We start from the raw sequence: 20,410 nt of genomic DNA on the forward strand, positions 1-20,410 counted from the left end.
TGCGTCCGCCATCGATCTGATCGATACCAGCGGCGGGACCTATTTCCCCGGCGCGAAGGCGGCGTCGGACGGGCGCGCCAAGGGTGCCTATTTCCGGGACTTCACACGCGCGGCCAAGACGCGCACCAAGAAGCCGATCATGCTGACCGGCGGCATCAAAACCTGGGAAGAAGCCGCGGATATCCTGTCGGACGGTAGCGCCGACATGATCGGTCTGGCAAGAAGCCTTGTCATCGACCCTTCCCTACCGAAAAGCTGGGCTCAATCCCCACCCCGGAATCCCGTCTTCCCCCGGTTCGACAATCCACCCGACGGCGGGATCACAGCCTGGTACACGATGCACCTGACGCAAATCGCCGAAGACCGCGACGCCGAACCGCCGATGGATATCCCCGACGCAATCGACGCCTACGAGGAACGCGACAAGGATCGCATCCCGCTCTGGCGGGCGCGTTTCGGGGATTGCACCGCCTGACCCTTTATTGCGTCAAACAGTCCTGACCAGCCGGAGCGCGTCATAGATTGCCGCATGCGTATTGCGGGCGGAGACCGCGTCCCCGATACGGAATAGCTGGAACCGGCCATCGGCGTTTCGGCTGACCGTCTGCATTTCCCCGGCAATCAGGGCGTCGTAGTCGACCTCCCCCAGATTGCGGGACAGCGGCTTCAGGTCGAAATACAAATCGTCCAACGGGATTGTGCCGTGATTGACGACGATCTGATCCACGGTTCGCTGCAGGGCGATCCCGCCGTAATCGCTGCCGATATGGGCGACGAGTTGGTTTCCGGCCGGCTCCGCCGCCAGCAGGCAAGGCCTATGGCTATCGCAAACTGCATGACGATCTGCTCGACTAGGGAGAATGCGTCAGTCCGAACCGTGTCGCCCGGCTGGCGCGGATGGCCAGGATAAAAGCTCAGATCGGTTACAAACGCCGCCCCGGCACGCATGGCGACAAACCGTCCCTTGCGATCGACAACACGCTGGAGGGATTTGAGTATCTGGCGGTTGTCATCGATCTCTACTCCCGCAAGGTCGTCGGATGGTTGATGCAAAGCCGTCAGACCACGGAGGTCGTGCTGCAAGCCCTGAACATGGCCGTTTGGCGCCGGAAGCCGAAGGGCCGGGGGTTGATCCACTCGGACCAAGGCTCTCAGTTCACAAGCATGGATTGGGCTGCGTTCATCCGCGCCCACAATCTTGAGCACTCAATGAGCCGAAGGGGCAATTGCCACGACAACGCCGTCGCCGAAAGCTTCTTCAATCTGCTTAAACGGCAACGAATCCGCCGCCGGACCTACAAAACCCGGGAAGAGGCCAGACGGGACGTGTTCGACTACATCGAGATGTTCTATAATCCAAAGCGAAAACACGTCAGAAACGGAATGCTGTCGCCCGTGGACTTCGAGCGGCAACGGAATGTGCCCCCGGAGCGAAGTCCCGTCGCCGGGACGACGGATCGGGCCAGACCGGAACAGCCTGAGTGGCATCGTGATCACGCATATTTAAATTGGTCGGCCTTATCCTCATCAAACCCCATCAGGTGGCGGTCGCATGCCGACCCCGTACAGAAGCAAGACACCGGCGACAGGACCACGCGAAGGGATTGACTAACATAGGCCCGTTACAGAACGGGCTATTCTCAACAACCCTATGAGATTGCATAAGGTAGTTGCGTAGGTTAGACAATCGCATGGAGTGAGTTGCGTTCCCGTGCGACGAACCAATGATCAGAGTGTCACACTTTTTGGCGACAGTGCCCTTCAGAAATGGGAATTCGGCCCCTTAATCCGTTGTCACGTATCGAGGTGAAATCATGCAGCATGTTCTTGTTACCGGCGGTGCTGGTTATATTGGTAGCCTGTTGTGCCCACAACTCCTAAAGTCCGGATACAAGGTAACGGCGTACGACACCTGCTTTTTCGGTAAGGATTTCCTGCCTATCGAAAACGAGAACTTTTCGCTGATCGAAGGCGATATTCGCGATACCGCTAAACTGGTCGATGCATTCAAGGGTATCGATATCGTCGTTAATCTTGCCTGTATTTCGAACGATGCGAGTTTCGAATTGGACGAATCGCTGTCCACGTCGATCAACATGGACGCGTTCGAGCCCATGGTTGCCGCCGCCAAAAAAGCCGGGGTTAAGCGGTTCGTATACGCGTCTTCGAGTTCCGTTTACGGGGTGTCCGAACAACCCAATGTGACCGAAGAACACCCGCTACTTCCGTTGACTTTATACAACAAATACAAAGGATTGTGTGAGCCGCTGCTGCACAAATACACGGACGACGATTTCGTCGGTGTCATCTTCCGTCCGGCTACCGTGTGCGGATACGCCCCGCGTCAGCGTTTGGACCTGTCGGTGAACATCCTGACGAACCACGCGATCACGAACAACAAGATTACGGTGTTTGGCGGTTCACAAATGCGCCCCAACCTGCATATCCAGGACTACTGCGACGCTGTTGAGGTCTTCATGACGGCGCCTGCGGAAAAGGTGCAGAACGAAGTCTTCAACGTCGGCTTCCAAAACATGAGCATCGCCGACTTGGCGTTGCTGGTGAAAAAAGTTGTTGAAGAGGAATTCCCCGAAAAGGCACCGATCAAGATCGTCACGACGCCGTCCGATGACAATCGGTCGTACCACATCAACTCCGACAAGGTCACCCGGGTGTTGGACTTCAAGCCGCGTTTCAGCATTGAAGATTCGATTCGCGACCTGTGCGGGGCCTTCAAGGAGGGCAAACTGCCGAACAGCATGGCGGACGATAAATACTACAATGTCCGAACCTTGAAAGCGGGCGAAGTGACATGAGTTCGAAGGCGCTAGCTCTCGTAACCGGGGGAGCCGGCTTTATCGGCTCCCATATGGTCGATTTGCTCCTCGCAGAAGGATATGCCGTCCGTGTTTTGGACAACATGTCAGGTGGTCATGCGAAAAATCTAGAGCAGCAACGCGACAATCCTGCCCTGGAACTCGTCGTTGCCGATATCCGCGAATTGGCCCCTGACGACGCGGTGTTCGACAACGTCGGTTATATATTTCACTTCGCTGGGATCGGCGACATCATCCCGTCTATCGAACGCCCCATAAACTATATGGAAACCAATGTTTCCGGGACGGTCCGGGTTCTGGAAGGCGCGCGGCGATGCGGAGCGAAGAAGTTCGTCTATGCGGCGTCGTCCTCCTGCTATGGACTCGCAGAGACTCCGACCCGCGAAGACCATCCGATTCAACCGCAATATCCCTATGCGCTGTCAAAGTATATGGGTGAGCAGTCTGCGTTCCATTGGCATCAGGTTTACGGGTTGCCGGTGAATGCGATTCGGATTTTCAACGCTTACGGCCCGCGGGTGCGGACGACCGGTGCGTATGGGGCGGTCTTCGGTGTGTTCTTCCGACAGAAATTGGCTGGCGCGCCCTTTACCGTGGTAGGTGATGGCGAACAGACACGCGATTTCCTGTATGTCACCGATGTAGCGCGCGCGTTTCTTCTGGCGGCGGAAACGAATAAAGTCGGCGAAATTTGGAATCTTGGCGCGGGAAACCCGCAATCGGTGAACCATTTGGTGGACTTGATCGGTGGCGAAAAAACTTTTGTCCCGAAACGCCCCGGTGAACCGGACTGCACCTTCGCGGACATTTCGAAAATTTCTGCGGATATCGGTTGGGCCCCGACCGTTGCGTTCGAAGAAGGCGTCGCCATGATGATGGCCGATATCGGCGCCTGGGAAAACGCCCCCCTTTGGGATCCCAATTCCATCGCACAGGCTACAAAGACATGGTTCGATTTCCTTGGGAACGACAAGAAGGCGTCTTAGTTTTTGGCATACATCGTAGGAACGCGGGAATTCCTGCGTTCCAGCAGGACTAATTAAATAGGTTTCGGCAAATGCTGGTCTCACTCACTGAACGCTATGGGCATAAAATAAAGACGCCTCAGGAACTACGCGAAATTTTGGGTCCATACCCGCGCGAGAAGAAAGTCATCATGTGCCATGGCGTGTTCGATGTCGTGCATCCGGGCCATGTCCGGCACATGCTCTACGCGAAAAGCAAGGCTGACATTCTTCTCGTTTCAATTACGGCTGACCGGCATATCGAAAAAGGCACCTATCGGCCGCATGTCCCGCAAGATTTGCGGGCGGCCAACCTCGCGGCATTCGAAATGGTCGATTTTGTCGTGATCGATCAGAATGCGGCACCACTGGAAAACATCCGCTTCATTCAACCCGATTTCTTCGCGAAGGGATACGAATATAACGCCACCACGGCGATGAATCCGAAGACCATCGAGGAAACCGAGGTCATTTCCGAATATGGCGGTGAAATGATCTTCACCCCAGGGGACATCGTCTATTCTTCATCCAATTTGATCGAAATGGCGTCGCCGCAAATCCGCGATGAGAAAACGCTAACCGTTATGGAACGGCACGGCGTTACCTTCGACAAGCTGCGTGAAACGCTGACGCAGATCACCGGAAAGAAGGTGCATATCGTCGGCGACACGATCATCGACAGTTTGACCAATTGCGCCATGATCGGCGGACAAACCAAGACACCGACGATGAGCGTCTTGTTCGAGAATCGCACGAACTTTGTCGGTGGTGCCGGTATCGTTGCCAAGCATCTTCGAGCCGCCGGTGCGGATGTGCATTTCTCCACCGTGCTGGGGGATGACACGCTTGGAAGATTCGCTTTAGACGACCTGCAGAAAGCCGGTGTAATCGTCCATCCGCAGATTGATAAGACGCGCCCCACGGTCAACAAGGATGCCTTTGTCGTTGGCGGGTATCGGCTTTTGAAAGTTGATACTTTGGACAACCGGTCGATCAGCGACAATATCCTGAGCCAAATCGCCGACGCGGTAAAATCGATCAATACTGATGCGTTGATCTTCAGTGATTTCCGTCATGGTATTTTCAACCGCCGAACCATTCCGCGTTTGATTGATTCCGTTCCCTCGAATTGTTTCAAGGTGGCCGATAGCCAGGTCGCTAGCCGATGGGGCAATATCATTGAGTTCAAAGGCTTCGATCTGATCACACCGAATGAACGGGAAGCCCGCTTTGCATTGGCTGATCAAGATTCTCCGCTTCGGTCGCTTGCATCGGACCTTTACGACGCCGCCGGATGCGAAACCCTAATCCTAAAAATCGGCCAGCGCGGTATCCTGACCTATATCAGCGGGGATCATAAGTCCCTGGACAGCTTCTTCAGCATTGACAGCTTCGCCGATAGCGTCGTCGATGCCGTCGGCGCCGGCGATGGTCTCCTCGCCTATAGTACGCTTGCCATGCTTGTAAACAAACAACCGGTCATCGCAGCGATACTGGGATCCATGGCGGCCGCCTGCGTATGCGAACGCGACGGCAATGTCCCGGTCACACCGCAAGATGTTCTAGCGAAGATCGACGCCGTCGAACGGCGCATTCAATACCAATAGGCAACGGCAATGCGCAGTATCGTGGTCGGCATGGGCGTTCAGGGAAAGAAGCGGAAAGCTTTCGCTGGAACGGATTTTGTCGCATCGGTAGACCCGACCCCCGATGTCGCCGACTATCGATCGATCACGGACGTTCCTCTCGGCGAATTTGACGCCGCCTTATGCTGCATCCCGGACGATCCGAAGATCGAGATATTGAGCTACCTGCTTTCGAACGGGAAACATGTTCTCGTTGAAAAGCCGCTTTGGGCGGCGGACGATAGCGACATAGAACGCCTTGAGAGTTTGGCGCGCACCAATGGGGCTGTTCTGTATACAGCATACAATCATCGCTTCGAGCCTCATTTCGTCCGAATGCGCGATCTGATCGCTTCAGGGGAACTCGGCGACATCTATCGATGCCGGATGTTCTACGGCAACGGCACCGCCCGACTGGTGCGCAATTCCGAATGGCGTGACCAAGGCTCCGGCGTATTGCACGATCTTGGGTCGCATCTTCTGGACACCGCGGCCTTCTGGTTCGGTGCGACGTGCGACGACTTCAATATTGTTTTCAGCAACTGCTTCGAAAACCGGGCGCCGGATCACGTGGTTTTCGGCTCAGTCGATCATAAACCACAGCTTGAATTCGAAATGACGTTGTTGCAGTGGCGAAACCACTTCACCTGCGACATTCTCGCGGAAAATGGGACGGCGCATATCGAATCTTTGTGCAAATGGGGACCGAGCACCTTTACCAAAAGAACCCGGGTCCTGCCGAGCGGCCGCCCACCGGAAGAACAAGTCACCCTCATTCAAGAGGACCCGACCTGGGCTATGGAATACGATCATTTCAAGGCACTGTGCCAACAAGGTGCCGTCACCGACCTGAAGGGTGACGTGAGGTTAAACCGCCTTTTGAGGCGTCTCGGCGAAAATGCCGTCGCGGCGAGTCTGTCATGACGGATAGCAAGCCCCCCACAATCGCCTTTGTCGGCATGACCCATCTGGGTCTCGTTTCCGCGTCCGCCGCCGCCGGGAAGGGTTTTCCCGTGGTCTGCTTCGATCCCGATGCGGAACTGATCGGACGAATGGCGAGCGGCGATTTACCGATTGTGGAGCCGGGCTTGAACGATCTGGTGAAGGACAACGGCGCGCGACAACGGTTCACCGCATCTCTCTGCGATCTCGCGGCCTGCGACGTTGTCTATATCGCCCCCGATGTTCCCACCGACGATACCGGGAAAAGCGACCTCACCGGAATTCGCGCCCTTGTTGCGACGGTGACACCGCATCTTTCGGCCACGGCCATTCTTGTTATCCTGTGTCAGGTCCCGCCCGGCTTCACCCGTGGTCTGGACTTCCCCAAGGACCGACTGTTTTACCAGGTTGAAACGCTAGTATTCGGCATCGCCGTGCAGCGGGCCAGCGAGCCGGAACGCTATATCGTCGGCTGCGCCGCCCCCGAAGCAACGCTTCCGGACGCCTACCGGACGCTTTTGGAAGCACATCACTGCGCGATCGTGCCGATGCGCTATGAAAGCGCGGAACTCGCCAAGATTTCGATCAACATGTGCCTTGTCGCCTCGATCAGCGTCGCCAACACCATGGCGGAATTGTGCGAGAATGTCGGCGCGGATTGGAGCGAGATCGCCCCGTCCCTCAAACTCGACCGGCGGATCGGTCCCTATTCCTATCTATCACCGGGGCTCGGCATTGCCGGCGGCAACCTTGAACGCGATTTGGCGACCGTCATTCGGCTTGCCGGCGAACATGACACAGATGCCGGTGTGGTCGAAGCATGGATCGCCAATGCCCGCCATCGTCGTGATTGGGTTGTCCGCACCGTCCAAGCGCTCGGTATCCAGGACAAAACGCTCGCCGTCTGGGGCCTTGCCTACAAGGAAAACACCCATTCCGTAAAGAATTCGCCGTCACTGGCGACGCTCGCCCAATTGCCGGACGCAGCATTGCGCGTCCACGACCCGGTCGTCCCGCCGACGGCGGTAGGCCGCGCCGATGCCGTCGCGCTCGCCGACCCGATGGTGACGTTGGACGGTGCCGACGCGCTTTTGATCCTGACCCCTTGGCCGATTTACCGCAAGGCGGATCCCAGGGCGATCTCGGAGCGGCTCACCGGAAATATCGTCATCGACCCCTATCGCACGCTTGATCCGGTAGCCAGTCGCAATGCCGGTCTCGATTGGCGTAGCCTCGGGGTTCCGGTAGATCCTATCGAAACGGAGACAAGATCGTGACGCTAACCCATGATTGGCCTGAAGGCGGTCGCCCAAACCGTGTAGTTGTCGTCGGGGCCGCGGGCTTCGTCGGTGGCGCCATCTTCAAAAAGGCGCAAGCGGCAGGGCTCGACGTGCTGCCCATCACGCGTCGGGACGTCGATTTGCTGGCAGAAGGCGCCGCTACCCGTCTGGCGGGACTGCTGCGGCCCGACGATGCCCTGGTTGCCGTTTCCGCGATCGCGCCGGTTAAAAACGCCGCCATGCTGAAGGACAATGTCGCGCTCATCGACACCCTCGTAGAGGCAGTGAAGAGTCAGCCGGTCGCCCATCTGTTGAATATCGGATCCGATGCCATCTATTCGGACAGTCCCGATGCCCTGACGGAAGAATCGCCGAAAGAACCCGGACAATTGCACGGCATCATGCACTATCTGCGCGAAGTCATGTTGCGGGAAGCCGCCGGTGAAACTCCGTTCGCCACACTTCGACCGACACTCATCTACGGTGCGGGCGATCCGCATAACGGCTATGGCCCCAACCGATTCCGTCGCCTAGTCGCCGAAGGCAAGTCTATCACCTTGTTCGGCAATGGTGAAGAGCGCCGCGATCATGTCTATGTAGAAGATGTTGCGGACCTCGCGCTGCGTATTCTCCAGCACCGTTCCCGTGGCGCGCTCAACGCAGCAACCGGAGCCGTTATCTCCTTCCGGGAAGTTGCGGAAGCGATTGTTGGGCTGGCGTCGTCGCCGGTCGCGATCGAAGGCACGCCGCGGTCCGGGCCGATGCCGCATAACGGCTATCGACCGTTCGATCCCGCTGCAACCCGCGCGGCCTTCCAGGATTTCGAATATGTCCAACCGTTAGACGGCTTTGCCCGCGTCGCTGTTGAAACCACGGAGACGGCATAATGGGCCGCGAATTGAACCTTCTGTCCGCCTTGCCGAAGGCGAAGCGCAATATCGAAGCCCGCTTGGACGCGAAAAACCCGGAAACCATGCGCATCTCGAAAGAATACGGCGAAATGTATTTCGACGGACCACGGGACTACGGTTATGGCGGTTACAAATACGACGGCCGGTGGGTGCCGGTTGCTAAGGACATTATCGCACATTTCGGACTGAAAGCCGGTGACCGCGTGCTCGATGTCGGCTGCGCGAAGGGTTTCCTGGTAAAGGACCTGGTCGATGCCTTACCGGGGCTGGAGGTATATGGCCTCGACATCTCCGAATACGCGATGATGAACTGCCATCCCAATGTGGTCGGCAGGCTGCATCTCGGTTCGGCGGATCATCTGCCCTTCCCGGACGGCGCATTTTCCGCGGTCATCTCACTCGACACGATCCATAATCTGCCGCGCGCGCGAGCAAAGACCGCGTTGCAGGAAATACAACGCCTATCAAACGGAAACGCTTTTGTCCGCGTCGACAGCTATCGCACGCCCGAACAGAAGGCGGTTTTCGAGAACTGGGTGCTAACCGCGGAATTTCACGACTACCCCGACGGCTGGGTCCAACTGTTCGACGAAGCCGGGTATACCGGCGATTATTATTGGACCATCATCGAATAGCGTCGTCGCCCACAAGGCGCCAAGTGCAGCCATAACCAAAAAGCGAGAGATACCATGTCTGAAAAAACATACGCAATCATCGGCGGCGGCGGTTCCTTCGGGATTCACACGGCTCTGTACCTGTTGGACCATGCCCAACCGAAGAAGGTAATCGGGATCGGCCGTCAGGCGCTTCGTCCGGAACCTTTCTCGATGAATGTCGATCAGCGCGAAGGTTATGAGTATTACGCCTATCACGTGACGCATGAACTGGACCTGCTGCTTGAGCTTCTGGACCGCGAAAAGCCGGATGTAATCATCAATTTCGCCGCCCAAGGTGAAGGCGCCGTGTCATGGAAACATTCCTGGCGGTTCTTCGAAACCAACTCCATGGCCTTGGCCCGGCTGTCCGAAGAGCTCATAAAACGGGATTGGATGGAACATTTCATCCAGATCGGTACGTCCGAAATGTACGGATCCGTCGACCGCGCCGTGACCGAGGAAGAACCGATCAAGCCGTCGAGCCCCTATGCCGCGTCCAAGGTCGCCTTCGACATGTATTTAATGTCGGTGAACAAATTCCAGCAGTTCCCGATGACAATCATCCGTCCCTGCAATTGCTATTGCCCGGGCCAGTTGCTCCATCGGGTCATTCCCAAGGCAATTTGGGCCGGTCTGACAGGCCACAAGCTGCCCCTTCACGGCGGCGGCAAGGCCGAAAAGTCCTATATGCACGCCCGCGACTTGGGCCGCGCCATTCATCTGATCGCGGAGAAAGGGCCGGAAGGCCGTGTCTTCAACGCAGGTCCGCTCAATCCGACATCGATCCACGAAGTCGTCGAACGTTGCGCGGGTGCGCTCGGCATCCCGTTTGAGGAACTGTGCGAAGTAACCGGCGACCGCCTTGGTCAGGACAGCCGCTATTGGCTCGATTCCAGCGCAATCAAAGACGCCGTGGGATGGGCACCTGAAATCGGATGGGACGAGGGTCTGGCGGAAATGGTCGATTGGGGGAAAACCTACCTGGATCAAATTCGCGATTGGCCGACGGACTACACCTTGCGGGCATAATGCCCGCTACGGTACCGGGGAAATTCGAGGATGTTCGCATGATACGGCATCATGAATCGGCTGAACACTCGCCGGATCGGGTCGTGATACTGGGCGCGAACGGCTTCATCGGTCGTGCCTTGGTCGAACGGCTGCATGCGGACGGAATCTGTACGATCGGCTTCGGGTCGGCGGATATAGATTTGACCGAACCGGGGTCTGTCAATCGGCTGGCTGACATCCTTTCGCCGACCGACAGCGTAGTGGTTTTGTCCGCCTTGACCCCGGACAGGGGCCGGGACATCGATTCCTTCATGAAGAACCTCGCCATCGGCCGAAATGTCTTCAAAGCCCTGCACATCCAGCCGGTGCGCCATGTCGTCTATATGAGTTCCGACGCCGTCTATCCGTTCGACGAGGCCCCGGTGGACGAGGCGAGTCCGATCTCCTCCGAAGACTATTACGGCATGATGCATATCGTCCGGGAGATGATGTTCCGAAAGCTGACCGGTTGCGTCGTCGCCGTACTGCGATGTTCTTCGGTCTATGGCGGTGCTGACAGCCACGATTCCTACGGACCGAACAGATTCCGGCGGCAAGCAGCGGAGACCGGACGCATCGTGCTAGGGGGAAGCGGCGAAGAAACCCGCGATCATATCTATGTCGGCGACGTGGTTGACCTGACGGTGCGGGTTCTCGCATGTCATAGCGAGGGCACCTTGAACCTCGCCACCGGGACATCAACGACCTTCATGGAAGTCGCAGAAACCGTCGCCGACCAGTTCGACACGCGTCCGGAAATCGTATCGACGACGAGAACACTGCCGATCACCCACCGCACCTTTGACGTGGCGGCGCTTTCGACAGCGTTCCCGGACTTCGGTCACACCCCGCTTTCGGCGGGATTGAAGCAGGCGCATTTTGAGGAATTCGGCGAGCGCGAATTCCTCAAGCCGATCAGTTCTTCCGGAACCTGACGATCTTCATCGGGCAGAAGTCGCCGGCCGGCGGCAATGCCGAGAAATAATCGTTCAACCGCGAATTCGACGTGACCTTCTTGCCTTTCGGCATCAAGGCGGGCAGCAGCACGCGCGAACCGAAATAGTAGCCGCTCAAAAACGGGTTCTGATCGACATAGGAGCAGCCCAACCGTTCCATTTCGGCAATCGTCTTGTCTTCATCGAAGAAGAGATTGTGCCACGATTCCGGAATTTCTTCGAGGTCCAGTTCACCCCGGGCTTCATTCAGGTTGTTCAGCCCGGTCCAGAAAGACTCCAGCATCACATACTGGCCGCCCGGTTTGAGCGCGCGGACGATATTTTCCAATGCAACCTTCTGATCGTCCCAGGAAACGAGGTTCTGAATGCAACGCTCGCTCAGCACCGTGTCATAGAGACCGTCGGCATCGAGTTTGAGCACATCATTGACCGCATAGCTGACATGGCCTTTTGCATTCTCGATCTTCCGCTTTTGGGCGATTTCGATCATATCCGGCGAAAAATCGAATGCATCGAGATCGATCGAAAACAGCTTTACCAGTTCCTCCGCGACGAAGCCGTTTCCACAACCGACCTCAAGAACCTTTTCGCCATCACTCAGATGGGCGGCGAGAGCTTCGATTTCCAAGACACGGGTGCGAATATCCTGGATGGTCGACGTGCCGCCGTCCCCATGCTTCGCCGCCTGTTCCCGATAGAGGTCCAGAATCTGTTCGGTAGTAAATTTCATATTGTGCTCCTTAGGCGCGCAAGCCAACTTATAGACGAAAGCCGCCATCAACTCGATAAAAGACGATTTTTCTGACTATAAAGCCAGACTGCAAAGGCGTCATAGGGTGTGACCGGGCGATTTACCAGCAAGTCTCCCCCCTCGACCAATTCCATTTTCTCCCCTTCCCCGAGGACGAAGTCGTCTATCATCGATTCGTCTATGACGACCTCAAAATACATCCGATAAACTTTCGAAAGTCTATCGGCTGCAAATCATAGTCGAACTGGGTGAAGAGCGTTGGCGTGAAGTCGCGAAGGCTCAACTCCTCCGCCAATTCTCGTCGCAACGCGTCCTCCGGGCTCTCACCCGGGTCGACGGCGCCGCCGAAACAGCCCCAATGTCCTGGAAACCAGATATGTGGCAGCATATCGCGCAATTGCATGAGATACCGACCGTCGCCCGTGGTGATAAGCGCGGCGACGGCGTCCTGCGCAGATTGGGACGACTTCGCGGTGGTAAACAGCTCGCGGCCCATGGCCCCTCACGCATCTTTCGAATTATGCCGCCGGTCCAGAGGCCGGTCGGTCGGACCATGCGCGGTCAATCCGGTTCGCATGTCGCTAAATGCTCCGCCCCGTGGCCTGCTTCAAGTGATTGTTGAGGAACGCGCGCAACGCATCCTGATCGCTGGGGGCCCAATCCGGGAACAGTGCATCGCCGGGAACAAAGGGGCCCGCCGTTGATTCATGAAAGACCACGACCTCTGTCATCGGCAAAATGGCGTGCCATTGCGACGTGCAAAGCCGATAGCAGGAAACCTGGCCGCTCCCCCTCGGGCCCATTTCGATAGCCCGCTTTACCGATCCATCATCGTTGAAAAGCAGGACATACAGACTGCCTTCCAACATATGGAAAGACTCGCTTTTATTCGGATGCCGATGAGGGCGGAACAAAATTTCCTGCCGTAACGCAATGATCATCTCCTGCACCGGATCTTCCGGTGAAAGATGAAGGCACAGACGTGACCGTTTCAACGGGCTCTCCGCCGCGGCGGTCTTCAGCTTTTCGATCCAGGCGTCGGTAACCTCGACGATGTCGTCCGTGTTCAGAAAGACTTCCGTCATGCGCCATTGCCGCCAAAAAAGGATAGAACCGCGTCAATTACGATATCGACCTGATCATCGGTCATGTTCTCATGCCCCGGCAAGCACAGAACGGTGTCCGTCGTCCGTATCCCGTTGGAATAAGCGGATAAGTCCTGCTCCAAATAGGCTGGATGTTCCGGCATGATAATCGGGTGCTGGATTTTTGTTTCGATCCCACTATCGGATAAGTGCCGGGCGAGTGCGTTGCGCTCCGACGTGAGGATCGAATAGGTGTAGTAAACGTTGCGGTATCCCGGCGCTTCGGCAGGAACGTCCACAAGGTTCGCGAAAGCCTCGTTATACCGGGCCGCGATCACACGCCGACGCGCGATCAAATCCTCCAACCGTTCCAACCGCGCCAGCAGGATTGCCGCCTGTATGGTATCGATCCTACCGTTAATGCTCGGGTCGACGCATTTCTCCTTATTGACGACGCCGTTATAGCGCAGCCACTGCATCGCCTCATAAGCCGTCTCGTCGTCGGTAACGAGGGCCCCGGCCTCGCCAAGGGCGTTCAAAACCTTCATCGGATTCAGGCTGAGCGCCCCGACCGTGCCGAAGGAACCGGCGCGCTTGCCGTTCAATTCGGCACCGATTGCCGGTGCCGCATCTTCAATCATAGACAGTCCGTACTTTTCCGCGATCCGCGCCAGGGCATCCATGTCGCATAGCTTGCCGGTAAAATGCACCGGCATGATCGCCTTCGTTTTCGATGTGATCGCCTGTTCGATCCGGTCGCAATCCATCGAAAATCCGTCAACCACATCAACGAATACCGGCTTCGCACCAACCAAGCTGATGCCGTTCGCGGTGCCGACAAAGCTCAGGCATGTGGTAATAACCTCATCCTCCGGCCCAATGCCCAGGGCCTTGAGACCGATAAACAGCGCCGCCGTCCCGGACCCGACGCCGACCGCATAGCGAGATCCACAATAGGTCGCGAGTTTTTCCTCGAATTCCTCAACCTCGGGACCAAGAACAACCCGACCATGGCAAAGAACGCGGTCCACCCGGTCAAGGATATCCGCCCTAAGGCCCGCGTCCGTCACCCGCAGATCCAGGAACGGGACGCGGGGGGCGGTCACCGACGGCGGCGTGGCCAAGGCACGCCCCATGTTCAGGAGCTCTTTTTGGGTCAGGCCGGACAAGCTTACCTCTTCTTCCCGCAGCCGAGGGCCAAATTGTAATGCGACATCTTGTGGAAGCCAGTGTGCACGACCTCATCGTTCATCGAAAACGTAAAGACGTTATGGAAATATTTTTCGAGAGAGGCCTTAAGGTCCCGCTGGTTCTTGCAGTTCACATGGCCGACCTTGCTGTGCGGGGAGGCATATTCCTGCGATTCCAGCGACGGCGCTCCGACGATCAACACCCCATGTTCGTCCAGCGACGCGATAATGTTTTCAAAATAAAGGTGCTCCTGTTCCGCCGGAATGTGCTCCATGACGTCCATGGAGTAGGCGGCATCGTATAAACCGTCTTCCGAAACCGGTACGGGGCCGTCCAGAATGTCGTGCATACGAACGTCGAACTGCCAACGGTCAGACATGATCTCGCGCGCCGATTCAACGAAGTCCTGATCAAAATCGAACGCGGTCAGCTTGCCCACGGCCTGCCGAACAATGCGGCTGGCGAAGGCATCCCCGCATCCGAGTTCGAGAACGTTGCGACGTCCTTCGAGCATTTTGGAGACGAATTTGTAGCGCGCCAACGTAAAGGTCAGACGCTTGGGATCGTCGTAAAACCCCCAACTAGACGTCAGTCCGAGCTTCTGAAGCCCCAGCTTGCGCATCAGATCGATGGCTTCCTGATACTGAATCTCGCCTTTTTCTTTCTCGGCCATGTCAGTCTTTTCCAATTCGTGCGTGGATCTTTTCAAGGATGGCATCCGTGCTCAACCCATGTGCGGCGAGCAACGCCTGATGTGATCCGTAAACGTGTATGAACTCGTCTTTCAGCGAAAAGGCATGGATCTCGCAATCGGCCTTCTCGTCAAAGGCGACCTGCTTGACCAGACCGCCCAGCCCACCATGCGGCGACGTTTCCTCAATGATCACGACATGATCATGATCGCCGAGCGCTTCCGCGATCTTCGCCGTGTCGAGTGGCTTCAGCGTATGGACGCACAGGATTGATACCGAATGCCCCTGCTTTTCCAATTCTCCGCCGACATCCATCGCCTGCTTCATCGTCATACCATAGGACATGATGCAGATATCGCGGCCGCGCCGAATATAGCGGGCTTTCCCAACTTCGAACGGTTCGACGGCATCTTCCGTAAGCACCGGTTCTCCAGCCTTGCCCAGACGTAGATAAACCGGCCCCTGGGACTGTGTCGCGCAATACTCGGTCGCATACTCGACCTCTAGCGGGTCGCAAGGCGAAATCACCGTCATACCGGGGATTGCCGAGGCGACAGCGATGTCTTCCTGAGCATGGTGCGTCCCGCCCAGCGTGGAATACACAACGCCACCGCCGATCCCGACCACGGTGACGGGTAGGCTCTGGTAGGCGAGGTCGTTTCGCACCATCTCGAAAGGACGGTACAGGGCGAAAGTCGCGATCGTATAGGCAAACGGGCGCAGGCCACGCTGCGCCATGCCAGCCGCCATCCCGATCATCACCTGTTCGGCAACACCGGTATTGATAAAGCGGTCGGGAAACTCCGTTCGGAATTTCTCGATCGAACCGGCGGGGGAAATATCCGCGACAATCACGCAAATCCGGGGATCTTCCTGACCCAGTCGGTACACGGTTTCGGCAAAGCGATTTCTCATTCCGTGACCTCTGACAGATTGTCCATGGCATACCGATATTCTTCCGGATTCGGCGAGCGATAGTGCCAAATCGGCACGTTTTCCATGAAATCGACACCCTTACCCTTAACGGTACGCGCCACGACAAACAGCGGTCCCGTATTGGAATGCGCACGCACGCACTCGTGGATCGCTTCCGTATCGTGACCGTTCACTTCCGCCGTTTGCCAGCCGAAGGCTTCCAGTTTTTGCGCGACCGGATAGAAATGCGGATGCAATTCACTGGTTCTGCCAAGACCTTGAAAATCGTTGAGGTCCAGGAAGCAGACAAGATTGCGTACGTCGAGATTCGGCGTCAGCATGATCGCCTCCCAGATGGAGCCTTCCTGCATTTCACCGTCGCCGATCACGGCAAAGACCCGTCGGTTGGTTCCGGCGATCTTCTCCGCGTAAGCCATACCGAGACTGATCGACAGGCCGTGACCGAGCGATCCGGTGGATGCGGCAATTCCAGGAACCCCGAAATCAGGATGGCCGCCCAACATACCGTCCGGCGTGCAATACTCTTCTAGATCACCGGGCGTCAGAATGCCAAGATCTTCGAGGATGGCGTATTGCGCCATGCACCCGTGGCCTTTGGACATAACGAAGATATCTTGCAATGCATTCGTATCGTCCCGCGCCATCAAACCATAATACACGGCATCCAGAATTTCCAAGCAGGAAAAAGCCGGTGCGATATGCATCGCCGTGACATTCTGCGACAGGTCGAGAATGCGTTTCCTGAACCGGAGACACCGTGCCCTGGACTCTTCTATTGAATAGTTCAAAGTCCGCGTTAATTGTGGCGCTGTCTTAGAACCGTCGGTTCCGCCTATCACTGCAAAGCCCCTTCCGTATTCTCCAATCACCGTGACCGCCTATAACGTCACGACCGAATTTATCTTTTCGTTAAGGGCATGATATGATCGAAGTTAGCTGAGTGAAGCGTTCATTCGAGTATCCTTCACTCAAACTATTATCTTGAACCCGAAATAATCGGTTTCTCCGAAAGGTGTCAACCCTCGACACCCTCCCCCGACACACTCGGTCATTCTTGGACGAACAGCGTTGCATCAATGAACGAAATCGTGTCAATCCTGCCAACAATCACCAATAGAAACGATTCCAGCCATGCCCCATCTAAACAGTGAACGATTGGTCCCGTTCCATATCCTAACGCCAGTATGGGGTAGTGTTTATACGAAGTTATTCGTCGACGTGTCTTTACCGGTGTTGTTGTCACCCGAAAATATTCCCGTCCTTCAGAATCGTCAGGGAAGTCTCTACCGGATTTTCACGACGAAGGCCGACAGGGCGGTCATTGAAGCAAGCCCGGCCTATGAGCTGTTGGCCCGCACAATCGCCGTCGAATTCCATGAAATAACGACAGACCCGGCCGATCAGGCGAATCCCTACAACACACAATCCGATTGTTACCGTCTGGGGATCGAGCTTGGAAACGCCGCCGACGCAGCCCTGATTTTTCACAATGCCGACGTGGTGATGGCGGACGGTGGCTTTCGGTACCTCGTCGATGCCGTCGATACCGGGAAGCGCGCTGTAATGGCCATGGGCGTGCGTTTGAATAAGGAAGATGCGTCATCGGCGATACGTTCCTACCAAGTCGACAAGTCTTCGCCGGAAATCACCCTCACCCCACGCGACCTTTCACGGATCGCGCTCGACAATCTTCATCAACTGACAAAGCTTCATATTTTCAATCGCCGGAAGCCCAAGGAATGGCTGCCTTTCGCGATATTCTGGGAAGTCCGCAACGGCCTTCTTATGCGATGCTTCAACCTTCATCCGGTCGTCGTTTACCCAGAGGTTAAAGACGCTCAGTTCTCGAAGACAATCGACCATGACTATCTTGAGGCAGCCTGCCCCAACCCGACCGACACCGTGATTGTGCAGGACAGCGACCTGTTCTGCGCTTGCGAATTGAGCCGGCACGATTTGATGATGGACGTCATGCCCTGGCAGGGAAGCGCCGTGGAAATCGCACGCTGGGCACATTTCCATACCACGTCGCACTACCGTTCGCTCCTGGGCAGCACGATCCGGCTCCATGCCGCTGGCTGCGACGGTAGAGAGTGGTTGGATGCCCAAGCCCAATCCGACGCTGTTGTCCGCGAGGTCCTGGAAAAGGTGGACGACGTAGAGGCTTTGGGTGGGGAAGACATTTTATTCGAGTATGGTAGTTATTCAGAGCCCCAGGCATATGTGCCCATCCACTTCGTCACGTCGGTTTGGGGCGCGGAATATGCGTGCATCTTTTCTGAAGTAATGCTGCCGAGCGTCCTGTCGCTGCGAAATATTAAGGCAATTCCCAACAAGGAAGACTGCGTTTATCGCATATATACCTGCGGCGAGGGCCGTGAAATCATTGAGAACTCCGACGCCGTTCGTTTGCTTTCCGAACATATCGCGGTCGAGTTTCACCCCGTCGACGAGACGGAGGAGAACCGATATGTACGCTCTTCGAATTGCTACCGCGACTCAATCCAAAAGGCGGCGGAACATAATTCGGCGAGCGTGTTCCTTATTCCTGATATGGTGTTGGCCGACGGCAGCATCGAATCGATTTGCCGTATCCTTGGCATGGGGAAACGCGCAATTCTGATCACCGGTTTCCGCGTTTTGCGGAACGAGGTGATCGCGTCCGTTAAACGCGACTATTTGAAGGACGATATCGTTTCAATCCAACCGCGCGACCTCGTCTCCCTAGCGCTACAGCACCCGCATCCAATCAGCGAAAGCCATCTGTTCGAGGGAAATAACCCATTCTTCCATCCCGCCGGATGCTATTGGCGTTTGGACGACGTCGGCTACCTGATGCATTGCTTCCATTTGCACCCGGTGGCGGTGTACCCGAAACAGACGGACTTCACGTTCACCGGAACGATCGACGACGATTTTCTGTTTAAAGCCAACATCAAACCTCGCGATACCTATATCGTCGACAGCTCGGACGACATCCTTTGGTGTGAGTTAAGCCCGGCAGAGTATGCGGTTCCGACCCCTGCCAGATCCGACATGCCGAGCATTCTCGACTGGATTAGGAAGAATACCAACGCGCTTCACCAAAGCTATATCCGGCAGCCATTGCGGCTCCTCGCCGTCGAATACCAACGGGACGATTGGGATGCCGTTGAACAGTGCGCTCTGCTCAAGATTGACGACCTCGTCGCGCGCAGCAAGAAGAGATCCTTCCTGCCAACACTGCCCGTCGCCGTTGCACGGATGGTGCACCTTTTCCGCGGGGTGATATTCCGCGCAGCGCGAAAGGCGCAGGAGCAGGTGGATACAGCACGCGCGAACGGTTCCGCGCCCCCCCTGTTATCGCGCGCCTATCTTGCGGTGTATTCGGTTTTGTCCCGACTGACGAAACTGGCGATCCGATGACGTTGTGAAAGCAAATCAGATGCCTCGCCCGCCGAAACTTGCCGCTTTCTTACCGAACTACAACCATGCCCATTTCTTGGGCTTGGCATTGGACGCGATCTTGGCGCAATCCGTACAGCCAGATGTGATCGACATTGTCGATGATGGATCGACAGACGATTCCTTGATCATCGCACGACGTTACGCGGATCGTTACCCGAATATCAGAGTTCACGAAATCAGCGAGAACCGCGGCATTCTCAAGAATATGGTGGATTGGCTGCGCAAGGCCGATTCCGACTATGTCTATTTCGCCGCATCGGACGATTTGGTTCTGCCGGGCCTCTTCGAAAAATCGATGGGGCTGCTGACGCAGTATCCGCAGGCCGGCCTCTGTTCCGCCCTGTGCCGGATAATCGATGAAGAGGGGCGCGACCTCGGCGTCTTCAACACCCCTACCCCGATCCAGTCCCCCGGATATATTCCGCCCGACGACGTCCAGCGGTTTCTGATGAAGGACGATAGCTGGTTCAACGGATCCTCGACGATCTACCGACGTGAAGCGTTGCTCGAAGTTGGCGGATTCTATCAAGAACTCGGCGCTTTCATCGACGGCTTTTCCGCACGCCTCGCCGCCTTGCATGCGGGTGCGTGTTTCGTGGCGGAACCCCTAGCGTGCTGGCGACGCAGCCAGAACGGACTAGCCGGACAACAGAGCACCGACCCGACCGAAGCCTTGCTCGTCGCGGATCATGTTCAGACGCTGATACGCGATCGGTATTCGGATTTGTTCCCCCAAAAATACTATGAAAGATGGCGCGGCCGTTGGCTCTTCGGGGTTTTGCGCGCAATCCTGGGATCCGGCGACACAGCGGCATGGGTGGCATCACGCCGGTGCCTTGGATCCGGCACGTCGCCGGTTCTCCGGCTCGCATTTTCGCCCCACCTGACACGGATGAAAGCATGGCGCATGCTTCTGATCGTGTTCGGATTCCTGCGGCTAAGACCGCACGACGCTGTAACGGTCGGCCTGCGCCGTTTGCGCTATCGAATCGGGTCGCAGGATTGAAACCATAAAGCGCCCGTCAAAACCAGAGTGACGATTTCCAG

The 20,410-nt window shown here is 56.5% G+C and carries 20 protein-coding genes and 1 pseudogene; 13 read left to right on the forward strand and 8 right to left on the reverse strand.

Annotated elements, in window-relative coordinates; all coding sequences use genetic code 11:
* A partial coding sequence (locus tag HH303_RS19615) for an oxidoreductase (protein ID WP_455011044.1) occupies positions 1–475 on the forward strand: 475 nt, incomplete at its 5' end.
* Between the two features lie 12 nt (positions 476–487).
* Here the strand turns inward: HH303_RS19615 and HH303_RS19620 are convergent.
* Positions 488–727 (reverse strand): hypothetical protein, encoded by a 240-nt coding sequence (locus tag HH303_RS19620; RefSeq protein WP_319637476.1) that lies wholly within the window; start codon positions 725–727, stop codon positions 488–490.
* A 77-nt stretch (positions 728–804) separates the two neighbouring features.
* Between HH303_RS19620 and HH303_RS19625 the strand changes: the two are divergent.
* The 10 genes and pseudogenes from HH303_RS19625 to HH303_RS19670 form a co-directional block, all read left to right on the forward strand.
* Positions 805–1,431: pseudogene (locus HH303_RS19625) on the forward strand (IS3 family transposase); the annotation flags it as partial.
* 383 nt (positions 1,432–1,814) lie between these two features.
* Positions 1,815–2,816, forward strand: a complete 1,002-nt coding sequence (locus HH303_RS19630; protein ID WP_169627106.1) for an NAD-dependent epimerase/dehydratase family protein — start codon at positions 1,815–1,817, stop codon at positions 2,814–2,816.
* Positions 2,813–3,823: an NAD-dependent epimerase/dehydratase family protein gene (locus HH303_RS19635; RefSeq protein ID WP_169627108.1), complete on the forward strand. Its 1,011-nt coding sequence runs from the start codon at positions 2,813–2,815 to the stop codon at positions 3,821–3,823. Before HH303_RS19630 ends, HH303_RS19635 begins: the two co-directional genes overlap by 4 nt.
* A 71-nt stretch (positions 3,824–3,894) precedes the next feature.
* Positions 3,895–5,448, forward strand: coding sequence for a PfkB family carbohydrate kinase (locus tag HH303_RS19640; RefSeq protein WP_169627110.1), 1,554 nt, complete (start codon positions 3,895–3,897; stop codon positions 5,446–5,448).
* Positions 5,449–5,478: 30 nt separating this feature from the next.
* Positions 5,479–6,390, forward strand: a complete 912-nt coding sequence (locus tag HH303_RS19645) for a Gfo/Idh/MocA family protein (RefSeq protein ID WP_227421963.1) — start codon at positions 5,479–5,481, stop codon at positions 6,388–6,390.
* Positions 6,387–7,685, forward strand: coding sequence for a nucleotide sugar dehydrogenase (locus HH303_RS19650; RefSeq protein ID WP_169627114.1), 1,299 nt, complete (start codon positions 6,387–6,389; stop codon positions 7,683–7,685). Before HH303_RS19645 ends, HH303_RS19650 begins: the two co-directional genes overlap by 4 nt.
* Positions 7,682–8,575, forward strand: a complete 894-nt coding sequence (locus HH303_RS19655) for an NAD-dependent epimerase/dehydratase family protein (protein ID WP_169627116.1) — start codon at positions 7,682–7,684, stop codon at positions 8,573–8,575. The genes HH303_RS19650 and HH303_RS19655 overlap by 4 nt, the downstream gene beginning before the upstream one ends.
* Positions 8,575–9,234 (forward strand): class I SAM-dependent methyltransferase, encoded by a 660-nt coding sequence (locus HH303_RS19660; RefSeq protein WP_169627118.1) that lies wholly within the window; start codon positions 8,575–8,577, stop codon positions 9,232–9,234. The genes HH303_RS19655 and HH303_RS19660 overlap by 1 nt, the downstream gene beginning before the upstream one ends.
* Positions 9,235–9,288: 54 nt before the next feature.
* Positions 9,289–10,284, forward strand: a complete 996-nt coding sequence (locus HH303_RS19665; protein WP_169627120.1) for an NAD-dependent epimerase/dehydratase family protein — start codon at positions 9,289–9,291, stop codon at positions 10,282–10,284.
* Positions 10,285–10,322: 38 nt separating this feature from the next.
* On the forward strand, positions 10,323–11,240 hold the full coding sequence (locus HH303_RS19670) for an NAD-dependent epimerase/dehydratase family protein (protein WP_169627121.1): 918 nt from the start codon (positions 10,323–10,325) through the stop codon (positions 11,238–11,240).
* Here HH303_RS19670 and HH303_RS19675 read toward each other — a convergent pair.
* The 7 genes from HH303_RS19675 to HH303_RS19705 all read right to left on the reverse strand — a co-directional run bounded on the left by HH303_RS19675 (position 11,221) and on the right by HH303_RS19705 (position 16,620).
* Positions 11,221–11,991: a class I SAM-dependent methyltransferase gene (locus HH303_RS19675; protein WP_169627122.1), complete on the reverse strand. Its 771-nt coding sequence runs from the start codon at positions 11,989–11,991 to the stop codon at positions 11,221–11,223. The two genes, HH303_RS19670 and HH303_RS19675, sit on opposite strands and share 20 nt — an antisense overlap.
* 199 nt (positions 11,992–12,190) lie before the next feature.
* A complete protein-coding gene (locus HH303_RS19680; RefSeq protein WP_169627123.1) occupies positions 12,191–12,508 on the reverse strand; it encodes an NUDIX domain-containing protein in 318 nt (105 codons plus the stop codon).
* A gap of 85 nt (positions 12,509–12,593) precedes the next feature.
* Positions 12,594–13,097, reverse strand: a complete 504-nt coding sequence (locus HH303_RS19685; RefSeq protein ID WP_169627124.1) for a WbuC family cupin fold metalloprotein — start codon at positions 13,095–13,097, stop codon at positions 12,594–12,596.
* Complete coding sequence (locus tag HH303_RS19690) at positions 13,094–14,266, reverse strand: DegT/DnrJ/EryC1/StrS family aminotransferase (protein ID WP_169627125.1); 1,173 nt, start codon at positions 14,264–14,266, stop codon at positions 13,094–13,096. The genes HH303_RS19685 and HH303_RS19690 overlap by 4 nt, the downstream gene beginning before the upstream one ends.
* Positions 14,267–14,268: 2 nt before the next feature.
* Entirely contained in the window at positions 14,269–15,006 is a 738-nt protein-coding gene (locus tag HH303_RS19695; RefSeq protein ID WP_227421960.1) for a class I SAM-dependent methyltransferase, read from the reverse strand.
* Positions 14,963–15,895, reverse strand: a complete 933-nt coding sequence (locus tag HH303_RS19700; RefSeq protein WP_169627127.1) for a transketolase family protein — start codon at positions 15,893–15,895, stop codon at positions 14,963–14,965. Before HH303_RS19700 ends, HH303_RS19695 begins: the two co-directional genes overlap by 44 nt.
* Entirely contained in the window at positions 15,892–16,620 is a 729-nt protein-coding gene (locus HH303_RS19705) for a transketolase (RefSeq protein ID WP_169627129.1), read from the reverse strand. The genes HH303_RS19700 and HH303_RS19705 overlap by 4 nt, the downstream gene beginning before the upstream one ends.
* Positions 16,621–17,047: 427 nt before the next feature.
* Between HH303_RS19705 and HH303_RS19710 the strand changes: the two genes are divergently transcribed.
* Together HH303_RS19710 and HH303_RS19715 are read left to right on the forward strand one after the other, a co-directional pair.
* Positions 17,048–19,321 (forward strand): hypothetical protein, encoded by a 2,274-nt coding sequence (locus HH303_RS19710; RefSeq protein WP_169627131.1) that lies wholly within the window; start codon positions 17,048–17,050, stop codon positions 19,319–19,321.
* 19 nt (positions 19,322–19,340) lie between these two features.
* Positions 19,341–20,369 (forward strand): glycosyltransferase, encoded by a 1,029-nt coding sequence (locus HH303_RS19715; RefSeq protein WP_169627132.1) that lies wholly within the window; start codon positions 19,341–19,343, stop codon positions 20,367–20,369.
* Positions 20,370–20,410 lie beyond the last annotated feature (41 nt).

Origin of the sequence: Pacificispira spongiicola (assembly GCF_012926505.1) — a bacterium.
Taxonomy (GTDB): domain Bacteria; phylum Pseudomonadota; class Alphaproteobacteria; order UBA8366; family Aestuariispiraceae; genus Pacificispira; species Pacificispira spongiicola.